Source organism: Actinoplanes awajinensis subsp. mycoplanecinus, from assembly GCF_001509495.1.
In the GTDB taxonomy this organism is placed as follows: Bacteria; Actinomycetota; Actinomycetes; order Mycobacteriales; family Micromonosporaceae; genus Actinoplanes; species Actinoplanes palleronii.
Window position 1 is genome coordinate 40,825 of record NZ_LLZH01000037.1, and the last position, 26,835, is coordinate 67,659.

Below are 26,835 nucleotides of genomic sequence, written 5' to 3' on the forward strand. Positions count from 1 at the left end.
GGTGGTGGTCGGGGCGTCCTCACCGGCCCGGCGCACGTTCCGGTTCCCGGCTGGCCCTCAGGGGTGCCTCGAGGGCGGGGAGGCACCCCTGACGACCAGCCGTGCCGCGCGGGCTGGTGTTGAGGGTTGTCTCAAGCCCGTCGAGGCACCCCTGAGGGCCAGCCGTGCTGTGTGGGCTGGTGTTGAGGGTTGTCTCAGAGGATGTTTTGTAGTCTTATGGTGGTTTTGCTACTGGGGTTGGGTTAGGTGCCCTGGTCAGCGGGGCTGGCGGGTGGTGCTGGGGCGAAGCTGAAGGCGCCTGGTGTGACTTCGGCGAGGATGCCGCGTGTGACCAGGCGTTTCAGTTTGGCGCGCATGGTTTCGACATGTCGGGCCAGGATGCCGGTGTTCATGGCGCGGCAGACGTCCTTGACGCTCAGTGGACTGGTTGCGGCGTCGAAGATGGCGAGGATCTGCTGGTAGGTGTCGCTGGCGACGGTCGCGTCCAATGGTGGCGGGCCGGTTTCGCCGCTGAGTCTGCTCAGTGTCTTACGGGTGATCTCCAGTTCGGTCAGTTCGGTTTCGACGGCGTCGAGTTCGTCGGTGAGCGCGGTGATCTGATCGCGTAGCCGTGCGGCGGCGATCGCAGCGGCGGCTTCGCGTCCGGCGATCAGGTCCAGCAGCGAGGGCAGGGTCACCCCGAGGCCGGGGCGTCTCGCCAGGACGGCGTGGCCGTGCCGGTCAGCCGGCGTAACAGGTTCGCCGTCGACGCCCACCAGACGCGTGACTGTGCGGACGCGGGCCGGGTTTCGTAGTCACGCGTCAGCCGGCGGTGCATCATCAGGGTTCCGTTGGTCTGTTCGACCACCCATCGTTTCCTGACCGGCACGAACCCAGGCGTCTTGTCGGTGCGTTTCACCTGTTCAACACCGATACCCAGGACAGCGCCGTGGATCTCGACGTCGTCTTTGAACCCCGCGTCCACCCAGGCCTTCGTGACGGTCGGGGTGTACTCGACGACCTTGTCCAACAGCCGTACCCCGATCACGTTGTCGGTGACCGACGCGGCCGTGACCACCACCGCGATGATCAACCCGAGGGTGTCCACGGCCAGGCCACGTTTACGGCCCGGGACCTTCTTCGCCGCGTCCAACCCGGTCGTGGCCGCCGGAACATGGTTCGCGGCCCGCACTGACTGGGTGTCCAGCACGATCGCGGACGGGTCCTCCGCCCGCCCGGCCCGTTCCCGGACCTGGCACCGCAACAGGTCATGAATGACCTGGTCAGTACCGTCATCACGCCACAACGCGAAGTAGTAGTAAACCGCGGACTTCGGCGGCAGATCATGCGGCAGATAGTCCCACTGACACGACGTCCGGTTCTGATAGATGATCGTGTTAACGATCTCCCGCAGCTCATAGCCGCCCTGATGACCCGACGCCGACGGACGCTTCCTCTTCCACGCCCCCAGGAACGGCTCGATCCGCGCCCACTGCTCATCGCTCAGATCACTCGGATACGCCCTACGCTCCGCCACACCCAGCCCAACGCGAGCCCCCGCACCCCAGACATCGACACAGCCCAGAACCAACCCATCGAGCGATACCGAACTGCAAGAAAGCCCACAAAACACCCTCTCAAGCCCGTCGAGGCACCCCTGAGGGCCAGCCGGCAACGCTGAGCGTGCGGGCGGTCCGGGCGGTGGCGCGGGTGACACCGGGTGCTGGGGAGTGCACGGTGGTGCGCTCCGGACCCGGGGGTACAACAGACCCCGCGGGGTGGACATGATGCCTGCCTGAGGGAACGCCGGGCACGATGAACGCGGCTACCCGTCCCGCACATCCCGGCGGCGACGGCGCACGACGCCCGATCGGATGCCTCTGGGAAGGGCGGCCAGCGTCCGCACTTCCAGATCGCGTGCGCCTGCCGCCCGCCCGGGGTCGGTAAACGCACGCACAACCCGACCGCGGACCACCACCGCCCCTGAACCCGACCCACCGCGGACCCCTGCCGTCCCGCCGGCACCGACCGCGGGCTCCTGCCGCCCCGCCGGTATCGAGCGCGGACCCCTGCTGCCCTACCGGTATCGAGCGCGGACCCCTGCTGCCCTACCGGTATCGAGCGCGGACCCCTGCTGCCCCACCGGTATCGAGCGCGGGCTCCTGCCGCCCTACCGGCATCGAGCGCCCACGCCGACCGTTGGATAACACCGAGCGTTCGAACACGCCGGTCCGCAACGACGGCCCCACCACCTGCACACGAATGCGACGGCTGTCACCCCGACGTTGCGGGGCCCAGCGAGATCAAAATAGGCATTGAGCACGTCCAGTTGGTGCCCATGGTGGTGTCGACGCCGCTGATACCACGATGGGCGCCAGCCCGAAGGACGCGGCGGGGTGGCTGGTTGTCAGGGGTGTCTCGAAGCCTTCGAGACACCCCTGACAACCAGCCGGGAGCGGTGGGTCGCGCTGCGGCCGGGAGTGGGAGCGGCCTCGCGAGGGAGCGGCGGGGCGGTAGTAGTTGTCCGTGGAGGCGCGGACATCGGGCACTGAACCGGGCGACCGGTGCCCATGCGACCGGTGCCCATGCGACCGGGACCCGGGGGACCGTGCGACCGGGGGACCGGGGCCTGGGGGACTGTGCGCGCGGGGCGCGGGGCGCGGGGCGCGGGGTTAGTGGGGGCGGTGGGCGTTGGGCCAGGGGCCGGGCTGTTCCGTGGGGACCTCTGCCGTCTCCGTTTCCGTGCGGTAGAGGGTCAGGCCTCGGGCCTGGTAGTTGGAGAGGGCGGTGGGGCCGTCCAGGCTGCAGGTGTGCAGCCAGACTCGCTGGACCGGGGTGGGGGTGGGTAGCCGGGTGCCCAGGGACCAGGACTTCTCCAGGGCGGTGGCGAGCAGGTAGCCGCCGAGGCGTCGGCCGGTGAAGCCGGGGAGCAGGCCGAAATAGACGATCTCGACCTCGCCGGGGTGGGTGCCGTCGAGTTCGGCGTAGCCGGCCGGGGTGCCCTGGACGTAGGCGACCCACGTCTCCAGGCCGGGGCGGTTCAGGTGGTCCTGCCACTGCTGCCAGGTCCAGGCCAGGCGATCGGTCCAGGACCAGTCGCCGCCGACGGCGGTGTAGAGGAAGCGGCTCAGCTCCGGGGAGGGCAGCTCGGCGCGGACGACCTCCACCGGTACGGCGGGGGCGCTGCCGCGGCGGATCTGGGCCGGATCGGACTGTTCGAGATACCAGGTAGTGATCTCCACCCGACCATGATCACGCAGGCTGTCACATTCGCGGTGGCCGGATCGTCCATGTCCCGGAAGCGGAACGGTACGAGGGAGATGTCATGCGGATGGCGGTGGCCGGTGGTACCGGCTGGGTCGGCAAGCTGGTGGTGGCGGAGGCCGAGAAGGCCGGGCACGACGTCGTGGTGATCGCCCGGTCCCGCGGGGTGGACCTGACCACCGGGGCGGGCCTGGACGAGGCGCTGCGCGGGGCCGACGTGGTGATCGACGTGTCGAACATCGAGACGGTGAACGGCGGCGTGGCGACCCGGTTCTTCGAGACGGTCACCCGGACGCTGCAGGACGCCGGGAAGCGGGCCGGGGTCAAGCACCACGTGCTGCTCTCGATCATCGGGGTTGACCGTGTCGAGTGGGGCTACTACCAGGCGAAACTCAACCAGGAGAAGGTGGCGCTGGCCGGTGCCGTGCCGGCCACCGTGCTGCGGGCCGCGCAGTTCCACGAGTTCGCGCTGCAGTCGCTGACCCGGATGGGCGGGCCGGTCGCGGTGGTGCCGAAGATGCTCAGCCAGCCGGTCGCGGCCCGCGAGGTGGCCGCCGAGCTGGTCCGGCTGGCCGAGGGTGAGCCGCGCGGGCAGGCACCGGAGATCGCCGGGCCGGAGCCGCTGCAGATGGCCGACCTGGTGCGCCAGGTCGCCAAGCGGCACGGCCCGCGCAAGCTGGTGCTCGGCGTCCCGATGCCGGGAAGGGCCGGCAAGGCGATGGCCACCGGGGGCAATCTCCCTGCCGGCCCGGGCATCCGGGGCACGCAGACGTTCGATGACTGGCTCGCCGAGCTGGGGTGAGCCTCAGCCCTGCTTGAGCAGAGCCGGCATCGCCTCGCTCAGTGACGTGCGCCAGTCGGGCAGGGGAGTGACGCCGCTCCCCGCCCAGCGGGCGTGGCCGAGGACGCTGTACGACGGCCGCGGCGCCGGGCGGACGAAGCGGTCGCTCGTGGTCGGCCGGACCCGCGACGGGTCCAGGCCGGCCTCGGCGAACGTGGCCTGGGCCAGGCCGAACCACGTGGTCGAGCCGGCCGCGGTGCCGTGGTAGACGCCCGGTGCGGCGCCGGCCCGGGCGAGCGCGACCAGCTGCTGGGCCAGGGCGTACGACCAGGTGGGCGGGCCCTGCTGGTCGTCGACCACGTCGAGGGTGTCGCGTTCGGCGGCCAGGCGCAGCATGGTGCGGACGAAATTGGGGCCGTGCTCGCCGTACAACCAAGCTGTTCTGACCACGAAACCACCCGCCGCCAGCACAGCCTCCTCGCCCACCGCCTTACCGCGGCCGTAAGCGTTCAGCGGTGCCCGCGCCGCGTCCTCCGGATACGGCGAGGTGGCCGCGCCGTCGAAGACGTAGTCGGTCGAGATGTGGATCAGCCGTTTGCCGGCCGCCTCCGCGAGATTCCGGACGCCGTGCCCGTTGATCGCGGTGGCGGCCTCCTCGGCGGCCTCCGCGCCGTCGACGTCGGTCCAGGCGGCCGCGTTGATCACCACGTCGGTGCCGTCAACCGCGTCAGCGACCGCTTTTCCGGAGGTGATGTCCAGGTCGGCACGGGTCGCCGCGACGACGTCCGACTCCCCGGAGGCACGGAGGACCGTTTGCAGGTCCTGGCCGAGCATTCCACCGGCGCCGGTGATCAGCCAGCGCATCAGAGGCCGGCCCGGGCCTTGAGCGGCTCCCACCAGGCGCGGTTCTCCCGGTACCAGGTGACCGTGTCGGCCAGGCCCTGCTCCAGGGTGACCTGCGGGGTGTAGCCGAGCTCTTTGCTGATCTTGGTGATGTCCAGGGAGTACCGCCGGTCGTGGCCCTTGCGGTCCTCGACCGGGCGGACCATGTCCCAGCCCGCGCCGCACGCGTCGAGCAGCATGCCGGTCAGCTCACGGTTGGACAGCTCGGTGCCGCCGCCGATGTTGTAGACCTCGCCGGCCCGGCCCTTGTCCAGGGCGAGCTGGATGCCGCGGACGTGGTCGGTGACGTGGAGCCAGTCGCGGATGTTGCCGCCGTCGCCGTAGAGCGGGACCTGCTTGCCGTCCAGCAGGTTGCTGACGAACAGCGGGATGACCTTCTCCGGGAACTGGTGCGTGCCGTAGTTGTTGGAGCAGCGGGTGACCACCACGTCCATGCCGTGCGTGCGGTGCGCGGCGAGCGCGAGCAGGTCGGAGGAGGCCTTCGACGCCGCGTACGGCGAGTTCGGGTCCAGCGACCACGTCTCGGTCCAGGAGCCCTCGCTGATCGACCCGTACACCTCGTCGGTGGAGACGTGCAGGAACCGGCCGACGCCGGCCTCCCGCGCCGCGTCCAGCAGGATCTGGGTGCCGAGTACGTTCGTGGTGACGAACGGCACGGCCCCGCTGATCGAGCGGTCGACGTGTGATTCGGCGGCGAAATGCACCACCGCGTCATGGCCCGGCAGCAGGTCACGCAGCAGTGCGGCATCGGTGATGTCGCCCTGCACGAACCGCAGTCGGGAATCTGTCATGGGTAAATTGGCGAGGTTGCCCGAATAGGACAACAGGTCCAGGACGGTCACCTTGGCGCCGACCGCACCAGCGAATTCATCCTTTAGTACGGCTCGGACATAGGCCGAACCGATGAAGCCTGCGCCCCCGGTCACGAAAATCTGCACAACGGGCGAGTGTACTACCGCTTCTGCTGTGATTACTCTGCCTCGGTGCGCGGAATTCTCCTGGCCGGTGGCACCGGCTCCCGGTTGTGGCCCATCACCATGGCCATGTCGAAACAGCTCATGCCAATTTTTGACAAACCGATGGTGTACTACCCGTTGACCACACTCGTCTCCGCCGGTATTCGGGAGATCCTGGTCATCACCACACCCGAGGACCAACCACAATTCCAGCGGCTGCTGGGTGACGGCAGTCGTTTCGGACTCGAGCTTTCCTATGCGGCTCAGCCGAAACCGGACGGCATCGCCCAGGCATTCCGAATCGGCGCGGATTTCATCGGCGACGAGCCGGTCGCGCTGATCCTGGGTGACAACATCTTCCACGGCGTCGGCCTCGGCCGGCAGCTCGCGAAGTTCACCCGGCCGGTCGGCGGGCGGGTGTTCGCCTACCCGGTGTCGGACCCGGAGCGCTACGGCGTGGTCGAGTTCGACGAGTCCGGCAAGGCGCGATCCATCGAGGAGAAACCGGACAAGCCGAAGTCGACCTATGTCGTCCCGGGTCTGTACTTCTACGATGCCGACGTGGTGAAGATCGCGGAGAACCTGGTGCCGAGCGCCCGGGGCGAGTTGGAGATCACCGCGGTGAACGAGGAGTACCTGCGCCGCGGGCAGCTGGACGTGACCGTTCTGGATCGGGGCACGGTCTGGCTGGACACCGGCACGTTCCAGTCGATGGTCCAGGCGTCGGAGTACGTGCGGGTGATCGAGGAACGCCAGGGCTTGAAGATCGGCTGTGTCGAGGAGGCCGCCTGGCGACTCGGCTTCATCACCGACGACCAGCTGCGTGAGGTGGCCCAGCCGCTGCTCAAGAGCGGTTACGGGGTCTACCTGGAGCAGCTGCTGGAGACCGGCCCGTTCGGTGGCGCCCGATGAAGATCCGGCCGCTGGCCATCGAGGGCGCCTGGGAGATCACGCCGGCGCAGCACGGCGACGACCGTGGCACGTTCCTCGAGTGGTACCGCTTCGACCACCTGGCCGCCGCGGTGGGGCATCCGCTCGATCTGGCCCAGGCGAACCTGTCCACCTCGGCCCAGGGTGTGGTGCGCGGCGTGCACTTCGCCGACGTGCCGCCCGGGCAGGCGAAGTACGTGACGTGTGTCTCCGGATCGATCGTGGATGTGATCGTGGACATCCGGGTCGGCTCACCCACTTTCGGTCAGTGGGAGGCTGTTCCGCTCGACGATCGGGAGCGCAAGGCCGTCTACCTCGCGGAAGGTCTGGGACACGCCTTCTGTTCGCTGACCGAGGGCGCTACGGTGGCGTACCTCTGTTCGGCCACGTACCGTCCGGGGCACGAGCACGGGATCAACCCGCTCGATCCGTCCCTGGCCATCGCGTGGCCGGTGCAGACGCCGTTGCTGTCCCCGAAGGATGCGACGGCGCCGTCACTGTCCGAAGCGCTGGAGGCCGGTCTGCTACCCCAGTACGACACATGCCGTGACTATGTCGAAACAATGCGTCGTTTTGATGACAGTCAATAGTCGGATGTGGACGATTGACCTGCCTCGATCGCCGTAGTATGCGAGTCCCGTAATGCGGACAGGCCCGGTCTGAACGACTCCCGTGGTTTTCGTTTCCGCCTCATCCGAATCGCTATTCGCGGTGTACGGAAAGGTGTAGCGCGAACCAGGTGCAGTTCAGCAGTCTGTCTCATGTGTCCGGTGGGTCTCCAGCGTGTGACCCACTGAACACCGTCGAGCACCGAAGGTGCCCGGCACGTGGTGTGACCGGCTTGTCCGGTTTCGCCGTTAAAGTTATGTAATGGATTGACCGCAGCCAATGGGGGCAGAGGCGTGCAGACAATCGAATCGCTGGCGACCGTCGACCTGAGTGATAGAGCACTCCAGGCCAGACGGGGAAAACGTGCCGGCGAGACGCGTGCGGGTTGGCAGAACCGGTATGCCCGGATGCTGTACCTGATCGACTACGCCGTCGCGCTCGGCGCCGCCTGCTGGGCCTTGGTCCTGCGGTTCGGCCCGGACGGTGACGAACCGAACATGAGGGGCTACATCCTGCTGACGGCCGTGCTGCCGCTCGCCTGGATCGTGTGCCTCTCGGCAAACCGCGCCTACGAACCGCGCCACCTGTTCGTCGGCACCGACGAGTACGCCCGAGTCTTCCGTTCCGGTGTGGCGTTGATGGCTGCTCTGGCTATCGTCTCCTTCGCCTTCGACCTGAGGCTTGCGCGAGGGTATGTGAGTATCGCCCTACCGCTGGCCATCGTCGTTGACCTGGGCGCGCGATACCTGTATAGGCAGCGCCTGCACCGGTCCTGGGGCCGTGGCGCCCGGTTGCACCGGGTGCTGCTGGTCGGCCACGAGGCCGCGGTCTCCGACATGACCCGGCGCCTGCGCCGCGAGCGGTACCACGGCCTCGGCGTGATCGGCGCGGTCCTGCCGGTCGCACCCACCCCGAAGACCTTCGCCGCCGGCATGCCTCCGGTGTACGGCACGTTCGACACGGTCAACTCGGCGGTGACCCGGGCCGACGCGGACACCGTCATCGTGCTGGCCTGCCCGGAGATCGACGGCCCGGCCCTGCGCCGGCTCGCCTGGCAGCTGGAACGCGACGAGATCGACCTGATCGTGGCCAGCACGCTGGTCGACGTGGCCGGCGACCGGACCACCATCCGCCCGGTCGACGGCCTGCCGATGCTGCACGTCGAGCACCCCAAGCTGAAGGGCAGCGCCCGGTTCCTCAAGGCCACCTTCGACCGGGTCGGCGCGATCATCCTGCTCGCGGTGCTCTCGCCGGCGCTGCTGCTGGTGTCCGCCCTGGTGATGTTCGGCAAGGGCGGCCGCGGACCGGCGATCTTCAAGCAGGAGCGGGTGGGCAAGGACGGCAAGACGTTCATGCTCTACAAGTTCCGCACCATGGTGGTCGACGCCGAGGCCCGGCTCGCCGAGCTGGAGAAGCACAACGAGCACGACGGCGGGCTCTTCAAGATCAAGGAAGACCCGCGGATCACCCCGGTCGGCAACTGGCTGCGCCGCTTCTCGGTGGACGAACTGCCCCAACTGATCAACGTCCTGAAGGGCGACATGTCGCTCGTCGGGCCGCGGCCGCCGCTGGCCCGGGAAGTCGCCGGATACCCGTCCGACATGCTCCGCCGGCTCGTGGTCAAACCCGGACTCACCGGCCTGTGGCAGGTGTCCGGCCGCTCCGACCTGTCCTGGGAGGAGTCGATCCGGCTCGACCTCACCTACGTCGAGAACTGGTCACTCGCCATGGACCTCGCCATCCTTTTCCGTACCGTCAGCGCCGTGGTGCGCAGTTCGGGGGCTTACTGATGCGCCTCACCGTGATCGGCACCGGCTATCTCGGCGCCACCCATGCGATCTGTATGGCCGTCATGGGCTACGAGGTGCTCGGCGTCGACGTCGACACCACGAAGATCGAGAAGCTGGCGTCGGGGGAGGTGCCGTTCTTCGAACCCGGCCTGCCCGAGCTGCTCACCAAGGCCCTGGAGTCCGGCCGGCTGCGCTTCAGCACCAGCTTCCAGGAGGCCGCCGAGTTCGGTGACGTCCACTTCATCTGCGTGGGCACCCCGCAGCAGAAGGACTCCGAGGCGGCCGACATGACGTATGTCGACGCGGCCGTCACCAGCCTCGCCCCGCACCTGACCCGCCGTACGCTGGTGGTCGGCAAGTCCACCGTCCCGGTCGGCACCGCGGACCGGCTCGCCGGGCTGCTGCACGAGCTGGCGCCGGCCGGCACCGACGTGGAACTCGCCTGGAACCCGGAGTTCCTGCGCGAGGGCTTCGCGGTCGACGACACCATGAAGCCCGACCGGATGGTCTTCGGCGTCACCACGGCGTGGGCCGAGGAACAGCTGCGGGCCGCGTTCGAGCCGGTGCTCGCGCAGGGCGTACCGGTCAAGGTCACCGACCTGAAGACCGCCGAGCTGGTCAAGGTGGCCGCGAACTCGTTCCTGGCCACGAAGATCTCCTACATCAACGCGATGGCCGAGATCTGCGAGGCGACCGGCGCGGACGTGCACGACCTGGCCGAGGCGCTGGCCTACGACGAGCGGATCGGCGGCAAGTTCCTGCGCCCCGGCCTCGGCTTCGGCGGCGGCTGCCTGCCCAAGGACATCCGGGCGTTCGCGCACCGGGCCGAGGAGCTCGGCGTCGGCCAGGCGGTCGGCTTCCTGCGCGAGATCGACGGCATCAACCGCCGCCGCCGCGCCCGCACCGTCGACCTGGTCGTCGAGCTGTGCGGCGGGGTCGTCGAGGGCAAGAAGGTGGCCGCGCTCGGTGCCGCCTTCAAACCGAATTCGGACGACATCCGGGACGCGCCGGCGCTCGACGTGGCCGCGTCGCTGCACCGGATGGGCGCACACGTGGTCGTCTACGACCCGGCCGCGATGGACAACGCCCGCCGGGTGCACCCGGAGCTGACCTATGCCGTCAACGCTCTGGACGCGGCCCGCGACGCCGACGTGGTCGTGCTGCTCACCGAGTGGAACGAGTTCCGCGACATCTCGCCGGAGGTGATCGGCGCGGTCGCCCGCCAGACGAAGATCGTCGATGGCCGGCACGCCCTGGTCCCCGCCGAGTGGCGGGCGGCAGGCTGGGAATACCGGGCTCTCGGCCGTCCGTGACGTTCCGGTGGGCCGGTTTTGAGGCCGTCCTATTTGGTACGAATACCGAGCGCTAGTCCGTAGGCTACAAGCCACGTCACGTGGTGGTCTCGCGCGACACCGATGCCACTCACCGTCATCCCGCGCCTCCCGCCCCCCCGGCGGCGCTGAGACACCCCCGAGCACCAGCCGAACACTTCGGCTGGTGCTCGCGGCGTTTCGCCGCGACCGGCGCCCTCCGCGACCGGCGCGCGCGACCGTGACCACGCAAGGCCGCGGCGCGGCCCGAGGTTCTGGCTGCCCGGAAGCGCGCTGCGGTCGGCAGGGGAAGCGGTCTCGCGCGAGACCACCACGGGACGCGGCTCGTAGCCTACGGACGGGCGCTCGGTATTCGTACCATATGGGGTTGATGTGGCAGAAAGAGAACCACCCCGCCGGAAGGGCCGGCGGGGTGGCTGATCGGGAGTGGACTACTTCTCGGAGTGGACTTCCAGGGGTCTGCCGTTCGAGGTGATGCCCACGCCGTGCAGGACCGGGCTGGTGGTGCCGGAGCGGGTCAGTTCGACGCGGTACTGGGCGTAGCGGGAACCGCCCTTAACCTGGCCGCCCTGCTTGACCGCGGCCCACCCGGACCACGTGCCGTCCGGTGTGGTGGTGCTGCCGGTGCGGACGTAGACCTTGAGGGTCGTCCCTGCCGGGACGCTTGCCTGGTAGCTCAGGCGGTCCCAGGTGACCATCTGCTGCGCGTCCAGGACCCGCGACACGTGGCTGCCGGAGCGGCTGCCGGCGGTGAGCCGGATACCGTCGGCGGTGACCACGGTGTGTGACTCCGTGCCGGTGCGCAGCTGCGGTGCGGTGAAGTCGGCGACACCGACCGCGGACGACACGAAGGTCGCCGGCGGGCTGGTCAGTTTCGGCCAGGTGGTGACGTTGCCGGACGCGTCGACGCTGCGGATCCGGTAGTGGTAGGTGGTGCCCGGCTTCAGCTGGGTCACCACCGCGCTCTGCCGGGTGCCGGTGGTCGTGCCGGGCCACGCGGCGAGCGCGCCCGCCGACGTGCCGACCAGCAGCGTGCCGGCCGCGGACTCGTCGGCACGCCAGCTGACCTGGGCGGTGCCGTCCGGGCGGGCCGTGACCGTGGGCTTGGACAGACCGGGCTTGCGGCGGTCGGTCCTCGGGGTGTCGAGCCGTTTCACCGCGGAGAGCGTGGTGCGGCCGGACGGCGCGGTGACCTTGACCCGGTACCAGTACGCGGTGCCGGGCTTCAGGTTGCCGAGGGTGACCGTGCGGCGGGCGGCCTGCGTGCCGTCCACCACCGTCGCGGTGAGGCTGGTCGCCGAGGTGCCGTACTGGACCTCGGTGCTGCCCGGGACCGTGCCGGCCACCGTGACACCGGCCGACGTGGCGGCGACCTTCAGCGTGGTCGCGGTGATCGCCGGCGCGGCGGCCGGCGCGGTGCCGTAGGTCGCCGCGTAGGTGCCCGGCGCCGCCGTGTACATCGCGTACTCGACGCCCTTGATCGTGGTGCGGGTGAACGGGACGGCGACGCCGGCCCGGGTCAGCGTGGTGAGCGTGCGGCCGCCGGTGCCGAGGGTCGGCACCATGCCGGTCAGCCCGTTCGCGCCGGCGCCCACGTTCACCGTGAACGACAGCGTGTCACCGGACCACGACGTCGCGCTGTACGACGACCCGTTGCGCCCGTCCAGCCAGGTGAGCAGCTGACGAGCGGTGACCACCGGTACGCCGTGCCGCAGCGCCGAGTCGAGCACCTCGTCGCTGTCGTACGTCGTCGACGCGTCGGTGTGCATGTTCGCGGTGAACGCCCCGTAGCGGCCGTCCGGCCCGAGCGCCGCGTCCAGCAGAGTGTCCACCGTGTACGGGTAGCTCTGCGCCGACTCGTCGGTCATCTGCGTCGCCGCCTGGTACACGTCGATCAGCGCACCGGTCTTGTCGGCGAACCGCATCGGCATCCCGGAGCCGGTCATGAAGCCCGGACGGTCGGCCACCCACGGGCCCGGCCAGTAGTAGTAGTTGGTGTCCAGGCGGATGCCGTTCGCGCCCTCGGTGGAGGCCTGCGTCGACCAGTCCGACCAGACGATGCAGTGCGTACGGTTGGTGACCGGCGCGGTCACCCCGCTGTACTTGGACTTCCAGGTGGCCAGCTGGTCGGCGTAGAACCCGGCCAGCGACGACGTGGTCCAGTCGGCGCAGTTCGTGTTCACGTGCAGCCCGACCTCGAAGCCCCGCGACTGGTAACTCGTCGCCTGGCCGTTGGTCAGCGGCGTGCTCGGGAAGATGTACGAGGTGAACCTCGGGCACTCCCAGTTGTCGACGACACACCCGGCCGGGCTGTTCGCCGCGTACTGGTCGAACCGTCCCGCGGTGCCGCCGGTCGCGTGGTCGTCACCGGTGGCGACCACCACGGCCTTGAGGCTGCGCGGGAAGTACCAGAACTTCGGCAGCGGCTTGCGGTCCAGGTTCATCGCCCCGATCAGGTTGGCCAGCAGCCGCTGCTGCTCGTCGGCCTGCGGGACGGCCACCTTGGCCAGGTTCACCCAGTCCGTGGTGCCGCTGCCGCCGTAGTACAGGTCGTCGGAGCGGATCGGCGCGGTGCCGTCGCGTTCCTGCTTCTCCCAGGCCGGGTTGCCCTGCCGGGTCCAGACCAGCGACTGGGCGAAGTCGAAGCTGAACGCCGCGGCCTGCCCGCCGGCCGTGCCGACGTCGGCCAGTGAGACGGCCGGGCTGGTGGTGGCCGCCGTGGCGCTGGAGTACAGCGTCGCGACCGCGCGGGCACCGGAGAGCGTGTACCGGTCGGCGGTGCCGTGGTACTGGATCGTCTCACCGGTGATGCCGGCACCCGGGGAGGACGCGGTGTCCACCTTCAGGTAGCCCTCGGCGAGGGTGGCCGTGGTGGCGGTCAGCCCGAGCAGACCGGCCAGCTGCTTGTCCGGCCGGAACGTGATCAGGTTGCCGCCGGCGTTCACCCAGGTGGTGAACATGCTGACCTGGGCGGCGGTGAGCGGGGTCGCGCCGAGGAGCACCACGTCGTACTGGTTGAGCGTGGTCGCGGTGACCACGGACAGGTCGGCGGTGGCGAACTCGTTGAGGCCCTCGTTGCGCAGCACCTCGGCGATGAACGGGGTGAAGCTGCTGGCGGCCGGCTTGATGAGGAGGATCGGGCCGCCCGGGCCTTGGTCCGGCGCCGGGGGAGGCGGCGCGGCGGTGGTGAACGACCAGGTGACCGGCGTCATCACGTTGCCGGCCGCGTCCCGGCCACCGCTGACCGTCGCGGTGTACGCCGTCGAGGTGGCCAATGCGGCCGTCGGGGTGAACCGGGCGGTGCTCGTCGCGCTGTCGTAGGCGGTGGCCCCGGCGACCGCGCCGGACGGACCGGTCACGGCGATGGTGACGGCGGTGGCCGGCTCGCTGAACGTCGCGGTGATCGCACCGGAGACCGGCACACCCGCGGCACCGGCCAGCGGCGCGCGGGAGATCACCGTCGGCGGTGTCGAGTCGACGGCGGTGGTGTCGAAGGTGACGTCGACCCAGTAGTTCGTCGACTGGTACGTGCTGGTCGGAAACGCGGTCGCGCCGTAGCGGTACACCCCGTTGCCGCCGTCGGTGCCGTTGGCCAGCGCGGTCAGCGGCCCCCGGGCCACCGCGGCGGTGAAGCCGTTCGCCGAGGCCGCGTAGAAGCCGCTGTCGGTGTGGTACGACGCCACGTACGTGGTGTTCGCCGTGACCGCCACCGGACCGGCCAGCGTGGCGCTCTGCCAGCCGGTCGCGGTCTCCCCGGTGAACGTCACGGTCGCCAGCCGGGTGCCGGTGTTCGACCAGAGCGAGCCGGTGTGCGTCCCGGTGTTGCCGAGTCCCTTGTAGAACCGCAGCCCGGTGATGTACCCGGCCGTGGTGCTGCGGAACCGGACACCGACCTCGACCGCGTTGTTGTCGCTGACCGCGGGGGTGGCCGGCGTGGCGGTGGACGCCCAGATGGTGCACGGGCAGCCCGACCCGCCGACCGCCGCGGTGGTGAACGAGAACGTCACCGCGGTCATCGTGTTGCCCGCGGCGTCCTTGGCCCCGCTGACCGTCGCGGTGTACGCGGTCGACGCGGCGAGCGGCGCCGACGGCTGGAAGGTGACCGTCCTGGTCGCCGAGTTGTAGCTGGTGGCGCCGGCGACCCCGGGGATGGCGATCGCGGCGGTGGTCACCGGCTCGGTGAAGGTGGCGCTGACCCCGGCCGTCGTGGCGACACCGGTCGCGCCGTTGGCCGGGCTGGTCGCGGTGACCGCCGGCGGCGTGGTGTCGGCCGCCGACGTGGTGAACGTGACGTCGACCCAGTAGTTGGCGGACTGGTACGTGTTCGACGGGAAGCCCCCGCCGGTGCCGTACCGGTAGACGCCGTTGGCGCCGTCCTCGCCGTCGCGCAGCGCGTGCAGCGGGGCGTTGTCCACCCCGGCCGCGGCGAACGTGCCGTCGTCACCGGCGTACCGGCCGACCGGCGCGTAGTACGACGCGACGTACGTGGTGTTCGCAGTGATCGCGATCGGGGTGGCGAACGTGGCGCTCTGCCAGCCGGTCGCGGTCTCGCCGGTGAACGTGACGGTGCCGAGGTTGGCTCCGGCCGCGGTCCACAGGTGACCGATGTGGGTGCCGGTGTTGCCGGTGCCCTTGTAGAAGCGCACCCCGGTGACCGAGCCGGCGACGTCGGAGCGGAACTTCACGCCGACCTCGATCGCGGACGGGTCGGGGTCGGCGGCGGTGCCGGGCGTGGCGGTGGCCGGCCAGATCGTGCACGGGCACGTCGCGGCCTGAGCCGGTGAGCCCGGGGTGAGCAGGGCGGCTATCAGGGCCAGGCAGATCGCGAAGGGCAGCCACGCCCTCCGCGACCGGGGGGTTGGTTCGTACAAGATCGGTTGCTCCTCAGGTGCCGGGGGTGAACACGACGTCGACCCAGTAGTTGGCGGAGTTCCAGGTGCTGTCCGGGAATCCGCCGCCGGTTCCGTACCGGTAGACGCCGTTGGCGCCGTCCGCGCCGTCACGCAGCGCGTGCAGCGGGCCGTTGTCGACCCCCGTGGTCGCGAAGTAGCCGCCGTCGCCGGCGTAGCGACCGACCGGCGCGTAGTACGACACGACGTAGGTGGTGTTCGCGGTGACCGCGACGGGCGTGGCGAACGTGGCGGTCTGCCAGCCGGTCGCACTCTCGCCGCTGAAGCTCACCGTGCCGAGCAGGGTGCCGGTCGCGCTCCACAGGTGACCGACGTGCGTACCGGTGTTGCCGCTGCCCTTGTAGAACCGGACCCCGGTGACCTTGCCGGTCGCGTCGGCACGGAACCGCATGCCGACCTCGACGGCCGAGGTGTCCGAGTCCGCCGGGGTGCCCGGCACCGCGGTGGTCGCCCAGACCGAGCAGGGACACCCGGGCGGCGGCGGGGTGCTCGCCGCGGTGGTGAACGACCAGGACGTGCTGGTCATGACGTTGCCCGCGGTGTCCTTCGCCCCGCTGACGGTGACCGTGTAGCTGGTCGACGCGGCGAGCGCGGCGGCCGGTTGGAACGTGACCGTCCGGCTGCCCGCGTCATAGGACGTGGTTCCGGCGACGCTCGTGGTCACCGCCGCGTTCGAGACCGGCTCGCTGAACGTGGCGGTCACCGCGCTGGTGGAGGCGACCCCGGTCGCCCCGGAAGCCGGGGTACGCGCGGTCACCGTCGGCGCGGTGGTGTCCGGGGCGGTCCCGCCCGGGGTGAACACCACGTCGACCCAGTAGTTCGCGGACTGCCAGGCCAGCGTCGGGAACCCGGTGCCGAGCCGGTACACGCCGTTGACCCCGTCGACGCCGTCCCGCAGCGCGTGCAGCGGGGCGCTGTCCACCCCCTCGGTGGCGAAGTAGCCGGTGTCGCCGGCGTACCGGCCGACCGGGGCGTAGTAGGAGACCACGTAGGTGGCGCCCGCGGTCAGCGTGACCGGGGTGGCCAGGTTCGCCTGCTGCCAGCCGCTCGCCGACTCGCCGCTGAACGTGACGGTGGAGAGCAGCGTGCCGGCCGCGTTCCACAGGTGACCGACGTGCGTACCGGTGTTGCCGCTGCCCTTGTAGAACCGGATCGCGGTGACCTGACCGGCCGCGTCGGCGCGGAACTTCGTGCCGACCTCGGTGCCGCTGGTGTCCGGGTCGGCCGGGGTCGACGGGGTGGCCGCGGCGTCCCAGATCGTGCACGGGCAGGTGCGGGCGCCCACGGTGACCGCCCGGGTGGTGTCGGCGCCGACGTTCGCGCTGTCGTCGGACGCCCGCACCCGGATGACGGTGGCCCCGGCGCCGCGCGGCGTCCAGGAGTAGCTCCAGGTGGCCCGCCCGTTCGCCGGGTGCCAGGTGACGCCGTCGTCGGTGCTGACCTCGACACCGCCGACCAGCCCGCCGGTGTCGGTGGCGGTGCCGGACACGGTGACCGGTGCGCCCGCGGCCACGGTGGCCCCGGCGGCCGGCGCGGTGAGGACGGCGACCGGCGCGACGGTGTCGGTGGAGGCGGTGGCGGCGGTCAGCCCGGTCTGCAGGGTGGCCGGCTGCACGCCCATGTCGGCGAAGAGGTTGACGGTGGCCTGGCGCATCGGGACGCTGGCCGCGCCGGAACCCCGGTCGTGGTCGCTGTCCAGACCCCACGACCACTGCACGGTGCCGCCGCCGAAGACCAGGGCGCCGCTGGGCGCGCGGTAGAGGGTGAGGCGGTGGGTGGCGCTGCCGGTGGCGTACGTGCTGCCGTAGTCCTGCAGCACGTCCAGGCCGGACGCGGTGGTGGTGGAGAGGCGGATGGCGCCGCGCGGGCGGAACCCGTTGTCGGCGTCCTCGTCCCACTCGTAGCCGAGCGTGCCGGTGCCCAGCGTGGCGGTGGCCCCGGCGGCCTGGGTGGCGACCGTGGTGCCGCGCCAGAACCGCATCTTGCCGTCGTCGGCGGGCACCTTGAGGTTGACGGTGCCCTCGTTGACCTCGAAGACCGTACCGGTGAGGTTGTTCTCCGGGCGGCCGCCGTCGGCGGGCGGGCTGAACCGCGGGTCACGCCAGCTGCCGGTCCACTCCGCGGTCGGGTCGATCTTCGCGTTGGCGTGCGTCTCCTTGTACGCGACGAGGGTCCGGTACGGCGTGCCCGAGCCGTCCACCGAGGTCTCCCAGCGGGTCTTCCAGAACACCTCGTTGCCGCTGAAGAACGCCAGGTTCACGCCGGCGTCCCGGGCGGCCTCGACGTTGGCGCGCTGCTTGCCGGACCAGTACTCGTCGTGGCCGACCGAGAGGAACGTCTTGTGGTTCTTGATCAGTGGGCCGCGGGCGTCCGAGTCGACGCCGGAGGTGTAGCTGACGTCGTAGCCGTTCGCCTCGAGCCAGCGCACCATCGGGTACTCGGCGTTGAAGACCGCGTCCTCGGGGCCGGTGCCGCGGGTGGTGACCGGGCGGTTGTAGCTCACCTTGTACGCCCGGCCGGCCGGCGAGCCGACGTAGAGGCTGTTGCCGCCGTACTGGTTGTAGGCCTGCCAGGTGGTGTCCGAGGTCTGGAAGAGCAGCCCGGAGTGGCTGGCGTCGTCACGCACCACGAACACGATGTGACTGGCCCCGGCGGTGCCGTCGGTGCGCACCAGGCGAGCGAAGTAGATGCCGGAGACCGCGGTGGCCGGTACCGCCCAGGACGCCGAGACCGCCCAGTTGCCGCAGTCGACGAGCCCGGTCGAGGCGCTGCTGATGCAGTTCGGCTGGGTCTGCCGGCCGACCGGGTTGACCGTGGCGACCAGCCGCGCGCCGTTGCCGGCGTAGTAGCCCATCCGGTAGATGTCCAGGCGGTACGACGTCGCCGTCGACTTCACCTTGAAGCTGATCGTCTCGCCGGTGTTCACGCTCATCTGGGTGGCGAAGCCCTGCACCGCGGTGCTGCCGGCGCCGGACACGTCCCAGGTGGCGCGCGGGGTGCCGGTCTTGGTGTTCTCACACGCGATCGGGTTGACCAGGGGAGCGCACGGGTCGGCGGAGGCCGGTGATCCGGGCAGGACGGTGAGTGCCGTAGCCACCAGCACGAGGGCCAGCAGCGTTCGCGGTGAGAAGGGCCAGGGTTTACGCACAGGAACCGCCTTCCCGGCCGCGAGGCCGGCATCCGTTTAAGGCGCAAGTTATCGACCGGATCATCTACATCGATGATCTGATACGGCTGCCGGATATCTGACAACTGCCTGCGACGGGAACGTTTTCAATCCTGTCGGCGCAGGTCAGCGGCCGAAGAGGCGGATCACTCGGCCCGTTCGGTCATCGACAGGCGGGCCGGGATGCCTGGTCACGACCGTCCGGCCGTACCGGCCAGGCGAGGGGGACGGCAGGATGGGTCCGTCCGCGAGACTGGGAGAACAAGTTGGACAGCACGCCCGATACAGCTACGCCCGAGACGGTGGCTGTAGTCGTCGTCACCTACAACAGCGAGCGGTTGCTGCCGGACCTCATCGCTTCGCTCGGACCCGGCCTGGCCGGGGTCGGCTGGCATCTCACCGTCGCCGACAACGCCTCCGCCGACGACTCGGTGGGCGCGGTGCGCCGGTTGGCGCCGGACGCCACGGTGGTCGAGATGGGCCGCAACGCCGGGTACGCCGCGGGCATCAACGCGGCGGTCGCCAAGGCCGGCCCGTTCAGCGCGGTCCTGGTGCTCAACCCGGATGTCCGGCTCACCCCCGGCTGCATCACCACCCTGCTCGAGGTGCTGCGCAAGGACGGCACCGGCATCGCCGTGCCGTTGCTGGTCGACGGCGACGACCGCCTGATCCACACCATGCGCCGTGAGCCCGGCACGTTCCGGGTGCTCGGCGACGCGCTGCTCGGCGCGGTCCGGGCCGGGCGCTACCCGGCGTTCGGCGAAATGGTCACCGACGAGCGGCTCTACGCCGACGAGCGGCTGACCGACTGGGCCGAGGGTTCCACGGTGCTGATCAGCGCCGAGTGCTGGAACCGGGTGGCGCCGTGGGACGAGTCGTTCTTCCTCTACTCGGAGGAGACCGACTTCGCGCTGCGGGCCCGCGACGCCGGGTTCGCCACCCGGTTCACGCCGGCCGCCCGCGCGGTGCACCTGGAGGGTGACTCCAAGGTGTCGCCGGGGCTGTGGACGCTGCTGACCCTCAACAAGGTGCGCCTCTACGGCCGCCGGCGCGGGAAGGTGGCGGCCAGCGCGTTCTGGGCGGCGCTGCTGCTACGCGAGGCGAGCCGGGCGGCTCTGGGCAAGGAGCCGAGCAAGATGGCGGCGCGGGCGCTGGTGAGCCCGGCCCGGATGCGCGAGGCGCCGGGACCGCACACGGTGCACCGGCCGAAGAAGTAACGAAGAAGCGCCCGGGGCCACAGGCTCCGGGCGCTTCTCTTTCGGCTATCGCAGGCGCTTGACGGCGCCGACGGCTTCCAGCTTGAGCTTGCTCAGCACGCCCGGCCCGACCAGGGCCTCGGCCCGCAGCGACGCCGGGGTGTCGTCGCGGCGCACGCTGTAGCGCGGCTGCAGCCAGGCGTTCGCCCGGGCCTTGCGGCGGTCGCTGGTGAACACCCGGGTGTAGCCGAGCGCGCGCATCCGGGTGAGCAGCTGCCGGTCGTACCGGCCGAGCGGGCAGGCCGCGGTGGTGACCGGGGTGCCGGTGACCGCGGCGATCTGCTCGCGGGCGGTGACCAGCTCGACGTCACTGGTCGCCGCGTCCATGCCGCGCCACGGCTTGTGCCACATGCCGTGGGTGCCGATCGCCATGCCCGCGCCCTGCAGCGCGTGGATCTGCTCGGTGCTCAGGCTGCCGGCCGCGTCGAGCCGGCTGGCCAGCACGAAGAACTCCGCGGTCAGGCCGCGCTCGACCAGACCGGGCAGGCCGAGCTCGGCGTCCGAGGCGTTGCCGTCGTCGAAGCTGATCCGGACCGAGGGCCACTCACGGATCTCGTCCAGGACCGCCGCGTAGAGGTCCTCGCTGATCCAGTACCGGTCCTCGCCCGGCTCCAGCTCGCGCTGCGGCGTACCGATGCCGTGGAAGCAGATGTTGATGACGGTGTCGTTCTGCATGTCGTCCCTATCGCCTCGGCGCCGGATCAGCTGCGGAGTCCTGCCGCGACGATTCGTCACGGCCCCACGCCGCGCCGCCGTCGCCGGCCTGCTGAGCGGCACGCGCCGCCTTCATCGTGATCGCCACGTAGACCACGGCGGCCGGCGCCAGCCACGGTTTCGGCAGCACCACGTCGCGCAGCCAGGAGAGCCGGGCGGCCGGGCGTACCGGAACGGTGATCTCGCCGCGCTCGGCCGCGGCCCGCATCGCGGCGTTCCCGCCGCGCACTCGGACCAGGCGTTTCACCAGGTCGTCGGTCCGCCGCGGGGTTTCCACCTTTGCGGTGTACGCCGTGACGTGCGCCTTCTCCGCCTGGCTGAACTGTGAGTCCAGGAACAGGTCGTCCGCGACCAGCTCGGGGAACGTGCCGAACCGGGCCCGCCCGGCGGCGGAGACGGCCAGTACCCCGCGGCCGAACAGCCCGTCGCGGAACACCGGCAGCCGGCCGTGCACCGCGAAGTACGCGCGGACCGCGACCGGCCGCCCGTCGAGCACCAGCTGCCGTCCCACGGTGGCGGCCAGCGCCCCGCGGTCGAGGGCCTCGCCCAGCGCGCGCACCGCGGCGGTGCTGAGCACGATGTCGGCGTCCAGGTAGATCCGCGGGAACCCGACGGCCACCTCGTCACCGGCGTTGAGCGCGTGCGCCTTGCCCGGCGTGGCCAGGTCGAGCACGCGTACGCCGGGGCGGGTGGCGGCGGCCACGGTGTCGTCGGTGCAGCCGTTGGCCACCACCGTCACGTCGAACTCGCCCGGCGCCGCACCGGCGAGCAGGGCGTCGAGGCAACGGCCGATGACCGCCGCCTCGTTGTGTGCGGCGATGACGATGCTGGTCACGGCTGGTCCACCCGGGCGGGTGCGTCGGAGCCGGTGCGCTGGCGCGGGATCTGGGCGGTCGGTGTGGCGCCCCGGCCGCGCAGGCGCTTGGCGAGCAGCCGCTCGAAGACCGCGGCGTACGGGCCGGCCTGGTGCTCCCAGGACAGCTTGCTGAGGAACCGGTCGCGGCCGAGCTTGCGCATCTGGCGGCGGCGGTCCGGGTCGTCGAGCAGCTCGTTGAGCATGCCGGCGAACTCGGCCGGGGCACCGGTCGGCACGTACGCGCCGGCGTCGCCCAGGGTGCGGCGGGTCTCGATGCCGTCGGCGGCGACCACGGGCAGGCCCCGGCCGACGTACTCGACGGTCTTGGCCATCGTGGAGAGCTGGTTCATCCGGGTCGGCAGGTCCGGCTGGATCGCGATGGTGGCCGAGCGCAGCACCTCGTCGACCTGGTCGCCGTTGAGCCAGCCGGTCAGCTCGACCACGTCCTCGAGGCCGCGCTCGGCGATCAGGGTGGCCACCGACTGCATGCTCTCGCCGTCGCCGGCGAGCACGACCTTCCAGCCGCCCCGGCCGCGCAGCTTGATCAGCTCGTCGGCGGCCAGCACCACGCCTTCGACGTTGTCCTGCGGGCCGAAGACGCCCAGGTACACGATCTTGCGGACGCCGTCCTCGGCGATGATCTCCTCGGGGTCGCCGTCGACGGCGATCTCCTTCAGCGACGGGCCGTTGCGGACCACGGTCACCTTGTCCGGGTGCACACCCTTGCGGACCGCGTTGTCCTTGAACGACTCGTTCGTCGCGACGACCTCGGTAGCGGTGCGTAGCGTGAGCCACTCCAGAGCGTTGAGCATCCGCAGCACCCACTTGTTGGGCTCGCCGCCGCGGGAGATGTAGACCTCCGGGCACAGGTCGTGGTGGTCGAACACCCAGGGCCGGCCGATCGCGCGCAGCGCCAGGGCGAGCGGCCAGTAGACGTCCGGCGGGTTGCAGACCTGGACGGCGTGCGCGCGGCCGGAGAAGATCTCGCCGATCAGCCGGGTCGCGATGCAGGCGAACGACCAGCCGAACTCGACACCGAACGTGAGGATCCCGCTACCGTAGACCTTGACCGGGTACGGCTTGAGCCGGGTGTTGCGGCTGCCCGGCAGCACCTTCAGGTTCTTGTCACCGCGCGGCGCGATGACCGTCACGTCGAAGCCCTTGGCCTCCAGCGTCAGGCACTCCCGGATGACTCGACGGTCACGTTCGGCCGGCAAGTTGGCGATGAGAATGGTGACGTGCGGATTTCTTGGCATCGTCTCGTCTAGCCCCCTGGATCGAATGGTTCGCAGGAAACAGTGTCCGATGCCGCTGACGGCGAACACCGGCTGACCGGGCGAGTTCAGATCGTCCGTTTCACTTAGACGGTCATCTTGATCCACATTAGGGTTAATGCCCGTTTTGGGTGACACCTCCCGGGCGCCGGTTATGCCCCGCGAATGCACTGTAGATATTGACCCTGATGTACGTTATTGCGCATTGTCGCGGCGACGTCACGTACGGTGATCTTGGGGTTGTCTTGATGCGGACAGTGGAGTGTGGACGGAGCGCCGGGGCACAAAAAAGCCACCGCCGCGGGAGCGCGACGGTGGCTTCGGGTGACGGTCGGGTCAGCGCAGAGTGGCGTAGAACGCGAGCAGGTCGGCCCGCAGCCCCTCCTCGTGGTAGCGGGAGAGGATCTCCTTGGACGCCGCCTGCCCGGCCGCGGCCAGCGTCGCCGGGTCCCGGCCCAGGATCTGTTCGACGGCGACCGCGAAGGCCAGCAGGTCGGCCTCGGCCACCGGCGTGCAGAACGCCGGGTCGAAGAAGTCCCGCCCGGCCAGCCCGGTGAAGCCCACCACGTAGGCGCCGCTGGCCATCGCCTCGGCCGGCGGCAGGCCGAAACCCTCCCGTTCGCTGAAGCTCAGGAAGACCGCGCAGCCGCGCAGCGCCTCGGCGGTCTGCGCCTCGCCGAGCCCGTCGATCGGGGTCAGCTCCCAGCCGTCCAGCACGCCCCGGGCGCGCAGGATGTGCAGCAGCTGCTCCTGCTCCTCGGCCCGGCGCCGCGGCATGTACCCGATCCGCCGTCCGGCCGGCGCGCTGCCGGGATGGAAGACCCGCTCGTCCACCACCACCCGGGCGATGTGCGTCGGCAGCGCCGGGAAAGCGTGCCTGAGCAGGGCTGCGTTGTCCTCGGAGACGGTCAGCAGCGCCTGCAGCCCGGCCACCGCGGCATACGGCGCCCCCGGCCCGGTCGCCCCGAACGGCACCCGGGAGAACGTCTGGTACGCGTTCTGATTGAAGATCACCTTGCGGACGGCGGGCGGCAGCGCGGCCAGGCCCGGGCCGTAGAACTCCGGCACCACCAGCAGGTCGCTGCGGCCCAGCGTCACGTCCCGGGCAGCCAGCACCCGGGTGTCGTTGGCGAACCAGCCGACCCGGAAGCCGGGCTTCTCGTGCAGCACCGCGGCCTTCAGACCGGCGGCGTTGAGCAGGTCGACGTGCCGGTAGATGACCCGGATGCCGCCGGACGGGCTGCTCTCGTCCGGGCTCAGGTAGTAGATGGTGTCGGTGCCCGGCGCGGTCGCGTCGTAGCGGACCCCGGCCGGGGTGCGCCGGCGCAGGTCGCGGCTGCCGGCCGCGCGTAGCAGGGCCTCGCGGACCGGGCGGACGATCGCATTCGTCATAACAGGTGGTGCTCCACGAGTCTCGATTCCGGCCGGTTTCGGCCACCTCGCAACCATTCCGGGCCAGATGGCGGCTGGCAACCACCGTTCGTACCGGCGAGCGCGTCCAATTGCCGACCGGTTCCGTGACGAGAAGTACCCTATTATCGATATTGCCGCGTCACTGTGACGCATATCGTCGGTGGCCTGCATCGCGCACGCTCGGTAGGCACTGGCGCCACCCGGGCGGTGCCCACTAGGTTCTACCCGCTGGTCGGCCGTTGGGCCCCGGCTTTTCAGTACATACATCAGGTAAAGGGCAAGGGGAACGTGTGGACCTCTGGGACATGACCAAGCTGCTCTTCCGGCGTTGGTACCTCTCACTCCCGATGCTCCTGGTGACCTTGGTGCTCGTCGGTGTCGCTGCCGTGACCGTCAAACCGGACTACAGCGCCGTCGGGCACATCCAGTTCATTCCGCCGGTGGGCACCACGGCCAAGGACGGGTCGAAGAACCCGATCGACAACCCTTGGTGGGAGCTCGGATACGAGGCACTGGCCAACGCCACCGTCATCGACGTGACCAAGAAGTCGGTCCTCGAGGACATGGTCAAGGACGGGCTGAGCGACAACATCACGGTCACCATCGACCAGGTGCCGCTGTTCGGGATCGAGGCGGTCGGCGACTCACCGGAGCAGGCGACCCAGACGGTGCAGTACGTGCAGAAGGCGATCGCCGACGCGGTCGCGCGGCGTCAGGAGACGCTGCGGGTTACCAAGAGCCAGACCATCACCATGCTGGAGCTCGACGACGGCAGTGAGGTCACGGTCAAGAACTCCAAGATCATGCGGGTCATGGTGGTCGCTGGTGGTCTCGGCCTGCTGCTGACCGCCGGGTTCACCATCGGCGTGGACGCGCTGCTGCGTGCCCGGGCCCGCCGGCGCAACGAGGACGACGAGCCGGAGACGGTGGGTTCCGCGGTCGGCGCCGCGTCGCTGGACGGGCGCAACGGCACCTCGGTGCCGCCGAGTTTCGAGGCGACCCAGACGGTCATCCACCCGCGCGCCACGCAGTCGCCCCGGTCCACCCCGGCGCCGGGCAAGAGCGAGCCGGCCCGGCCGGCCAACGGCAACAACAACGGCAACGGTGGCGGCGCTCCGGCGCAGCGCCGCGGTTCCTCGGACGGCACGTACCGCTCGAACCAGGGCTCCGGCCCGGCCGCCGACCCGCGGCTCGAGCAGGCACCGGCCGACGCCACGATCGTCCTGCCCCCGTGGGGCGGCGGGAAGCGTGACGACAAGAAGGCCGAACGTCGTTGAGTTCGGCGGCCGTCTCACACCCGGTCGACTTCGAGCCGTCACTGCTCGAGCAGCACACGTACGGCTCGCGCCGGCGCCGGACGACGATCGACGTCGTCTCGGTGCTGGTGGTCATGCTGGTGCTGCTGTACGTCATGCCGGGCACGCTGATCGTTCCGAACCTGACCTACGCGGGCCGGCCGGCGCTGCTGCTGGCCATGCTGATGTTCGCCTGGTGGTGCCTGGCCCGGCTCAGCCCTAGGCTGCTGCTGGTCGGGCCGCAGCCGATCCGCTGGTTCCTCGGGTTCTACCTGGTCGCCAACCTGTTGTCGTACATCGCGGGGCTGTTGCGCGGTCTGCCGACGCAGGAGGCCAACGCGCAGAACTTCGCGATGCTGCAGCTGTTCGAGTTCCTCGGGGCGGCGCTGATCGTGGCCGACGGGGTGCAGAACTGGGAGCGGCTCAACCGGCTGCTGCGGGTGATGGTCTACTGCGCCGGTTTCATGGCCGTGGTCGGCATCGTCCAGGCGGTGCTGAAGTTCGACATCTCGCAGTACTTCGTGATCCCCGGCCTGGAGCTCAAGGGCGGCCTGGCCGGCTTCAGCGACCGTGGTGACGCCGGGCAGTTCCGGATCGCCGGCACCACCACGCACTACATCGAGTTCAGCGCCGTGGTGGCGATGATGGTGCCGTTCGCCATCCACGTCGCCCGGTTCGCCAAGACGAAGTTCCAGCGCCGGGCGGCCGCGGTCTGCGGTTTCCTGCTGGCCATCGCGAACCCGATGTCGATCTCCCGGACCGGCATCGTGGCGCTCGTCATCGCGCTGCTGATCATGGTGCCGATCTGGTCCTGGCGGATGCGCTACACGTTCATGTACATCGGCGTCTTCGCGATCGTCTCGATCATGATGGTCAAGCCGGGTGTGCTCGGCACGCTGAAGGCGATGTTCCTCAACGTCGGTGTCGACCCGAGCATCGCCGGCCGCACCAACGACTACGCCATGGTCGGGCACTTCTTCGACCAGCGGCCGTGGCTCGGGCGCGGTCCGCGGACCCTGCTGGCCGACCCGGTGCGGGACACCATCCTGGACAACCAGTGGCTCTACACGCTGGTCACCGGCGGCATGATCGGTGTGCTGGCGCTGCTGCTGGTGCACGTCGCGTCGATCACCCTGGCGGTCATCGCGCTGCGGCGTTCCAAGCTCGAGGAGGACCGGCACCTGTGTGCCGCGCTCATCTCGGCGCAGGTGGTCGCGATCGTGGTCGGCGGCACGTTCGACTCGATGTACTACACGACGTTCTCCATCACGGTGGCCCTGTTCGTCGGCCTCTGCGGGGTGGTCTGGCGGTTCAGTCATCCGGCCCGAACAATCCGGACATCGGGTGTGCACACGCAGTCGTAAGTCTTAAGCAAGAAATAAGGGAAAGCGGCCCGGTAAAGGTGGAA

General features: G+C 70.2%; 19 protein-coding genes. 8 read left to right on the plus strand and 11 right to left on the minus strand.

Annotation, left to right across the window (positions count from 1 at the left end):
- Positions 1–242: 242 nt before the first annotated feature.
- The 3 genes from ADL15_RS08090 to ADL15_RS56380 form a co-directional block, all read right to left on the minus strand.
- Positions 243–677, minus strand: coding sequence for a hypothetical protein (locus tag ADL15_RS08090; protein WP_067686434.1), 435 nt, complete (start codon positions 675–677; stop codon positions 243–245).
- Entirely contained in the window at positions 674–1,516 is an 843-nt protein-coding gene (locus ADL15_RS08095; protein ID WP_067686436.1) for an IS5 family transposase, read from the minus strand. Before ADL15_RS08095 ends, ADL15_RS08090 begins: the two co-directional genes overlap by 4 nt.
- A gap of 1,135 nt (positions 1,517–2,651) precedes the next feature.
- Positions 2,652–3,221, minus strand: a complete 570-nt coding sequence (locus tag ADL15_RS56380; RefSeq protein WP_067686439.1) for a GNAT family N-acetyltransferase — start codon at positions 3,219–3,221, stop codon at positions 2,652–2,654.
- An 83-nt stretch (positions 3,222–3,304) separates the two neighbouring features.
- Between ADL15_RS56380 and ADL15_RS08105 the strand changes: the two genes are divergently transcribed.
- Complete coding sequence (locus tag ADL15_RS08105) at positions 3,305–4,045, plus strand: SDR family oxidoreductase (RefSeq protein ID WP_067686442.1); 741 nt, start codon at positions 3,305–3,307, stop codon at positions 4,043–4,045.
- A gap of 3 nt (positions 4,046–4,048) precedes the next feature.
- Here ADL15_RS08105 and rfbD read toward each other — a convergent pair whose 3' ends face one another.
- The gene (gene rfbD / locus ADL15_RS08110; RefSeq protein ID WP_198170625.1) at positions 4,049–4,888 is read right to left on the minus strand and encodes a dTDP-4-dehydrorhamnose reductase; all 840 of its coding nucleotides are present in this window, start codon (positions 4,886–4,888) and stop codon (positions 4,049–4,051) included.
- Positions 4,888–5,865: a dTDP-glucose 4,6-dehydratase gene (gene rfbB, locus ADL15_RS08115; RefSeq protein ID WP_067686444.1), complete on the minus strand. Its 978-nt coding sequence runs from the start codon at positions 5,863–5,865 to the stop codon at positions 4,888–4,890. Before rfbB ends, rfbD begins: the two co-directional genes overlap by 1 nt.
- Positions 5,866–5,910: 45 nt before the next feature.
- Between rfbB and rfbA the strand changes: the two genes are divergently transcribed.
- The 4 genes from rfbA (at position 5,911) to ADL15_RS08135 (ending at position 10,525) form a co-directional block, all read left to right on the plus strand.
- Positions 5,911–6,795, plus strand: coding sequence for a glucose-1-phosphate thymidylyltransferase RfbA (rfbA, locus tag ADL15_RS08120; RefSeq protein WP_067686723.1), 885 nt, complete (start codon positions 5,911–5,913; stop codon positions 6,793–6,795).
- Positions 6,792–7,403: a dTDP-4-dehydrorhamnose 3,5-epimerase family protein gene (locus tag ADL15_RS08125; protein WP_067686446.1), complete on the plus strand. Its 612-nt coding sequence runs from the start codon at positions 6,792–6,794 to the stop codon at positions 7,401–7,403. The genes rfbA and ADL15_RS08125 overlap by 4 nt, the downstream gene beginning before the upstream one ends.
- Positions 7,404–7,829: 426 nt before the next feature.
- Positions 7,830–9,212 carry a sugar transferase gene (locus tag ADL15_RS08130; protein ID WP_338025524.1) on the plus strand — a complete coding sequence of 461 codons (1,383 nt, stop codon included), beginning with the start codon at positions 7,830–7,832 and terminating at the stop codon, positions 9,210–9,212.
- Entirely contained in the window at positions 9,212–10,525 is a 1,314-nt protein-coding gene (locus tag ADL15_RS08135) for a UDP-glucose dehydrogenase family protein (protein WP_067686458.1), read from the plus strand. The genes ADL15_RS08130 and ADL15_RS08135 overlap by 1 nt, the downstream gene beginning before the upstream one ends.
- Before the next feature lie 449 nt (positions 10,526–10,974).
- On the opposite strand, the gene ADL15_RS08140 is transcribed toward ADL15_RS08135, so the two are convergent.
- Together ADL15_RS08140 and ADL15_RS08145 are read right to left on the minus strand one after the other, a co-directional pair.
- On the minus strand, positions 10,975–15,414 hold the full coding sequence (locus ADL15_RS08140) for a DUF4082 domain-containing protein (protein ID WP_067686461.1): 4,440 nt from the start codon (positions 15,412–15,414) through the stop codon (positions 10,975–10,977).
- A 13-nt stretch (positions 15,415–15,427) separates the two neighbouring features.
- Positions 15,428–18,550 (minus strand): N,N-dimethylformamidase beta subunit family domain-containing protein, encoded by a 3,123-nt coding sequence (locus ADL15_RS08145; protein ID WP_198170627.1) that lies wholly within the window; start codon positions 18,548–18,550, stop codon positions 15,428–15,430.
- Between the two features lie 371 nt (positions 18,551–18,921).
- Between ADL15_RS08145 and ADL15_RS08150 the strand changes: the two genes are divergently transcribed.
- Positions 18,922–19,836 carry a glycosyltransferase family 2 protein gene (locus tag ADL15_RS08150; protein WP_232343956.1) on the plus strand — a complete coding sequence of 305 codons (915 nt, stop codon included), beginning with the start codon at positions 18,922–18,924 and terminating at the stop codon, positions 19,834–19,836.
- A gap of 45 nt (positions 19,837–19,881) precedes the next feature.
- On the opposite strand, the gene ADL15_RS08155 is transcribed toward ADL15_RS08150, so the two are convergent.
- The 4 genes from ADL15_RS08155 to ADL15_RS08170 form a co-directional block, all read right to left on the minus strand.
- Positions 19,882–20,550, minus strand: coding sequence for a polysaccharide deacetylase family protein (locus ADL15_RS08155; protein WP_067686477.1), 669 nt, complete (start codon positions 20,548–20,550; stop codon positions 19,882–19,884).
- A gap of 7 nt (positions 20,551–20,557) precedes the next feature.
- The gene (locus ADL15_RS08160) at positions 20,558–21,424 is read right to left on the minus strand and encodes a glycosyltransferase (protein WP_067686479.1); all 867 of its coding nucleotides are present in this window, start codon (positions 21,422–21,424) and stop codon (positions 20,558–20,560) included.
- Positions 21,421–22,662 carry a glycosyltransferase family 4 protein gene (locus ADL15_RS08165; RefSeq protein ID WP_232343957.1) on the minus strand — a complete coding sequence of 414 codons (1,242 nt, stop codon included), beginning with the start codon at positions 22,660–22,662 and terminating at the stop codon, positions 21,421–21,423. Before ADL15_RS08165 ends, ADL15_RS08160 begins: the two co-directional genes overlap by 4 nt.
- A gap of 393 nt (positions 22,663–23,055) precedes the next feature.
- Entirely contained in the window at positions 23,056–24,111 is a 1,056-nt protein-coding gene (locus ADL15_RS08170; RefSeq protein WP_157441235.1) for a glycosyltransferase family protein, read from the minus strand.
- A 311-nt stretch (positions 24,112–24,422) separates the two neighbouring features.
- On the opposite strand from ADL15_RS08170, the gene ADL15_RS08175 reads away from it, so the two are divergent.
- Both ADL15_RS08175 and ADL15_RS08180 read left to right on the plus strand, forming a co-directional pair.
- The gene (locus tag ADL15_RS08175) at positions 24,423–25,409 is read left to right on the plus strand and encodes a hypothetical protein (protein ID WP_067686484.1); all 987 of its coding nucleotides are present in this window, start codon (positions 24,423–24,425) and stop codon (positions 25,407–25,409) included.
- Complete coding sequence (locus ADL15_RS08180; protein WP_067686487.1) at positions 25,406–26,791, plus strand: O-antigen ligase family protein; 1,386 nt, start codon at positions 25,406–25,408, stop codon at positions 26,789–26,791. Before ADL15_RS08175 ends, ADL15_RS08180 begins: the two co-directional genes overlap by 4 nt.
- Positions 26,792–26,835: the final 44 nt, after the last annotated feature.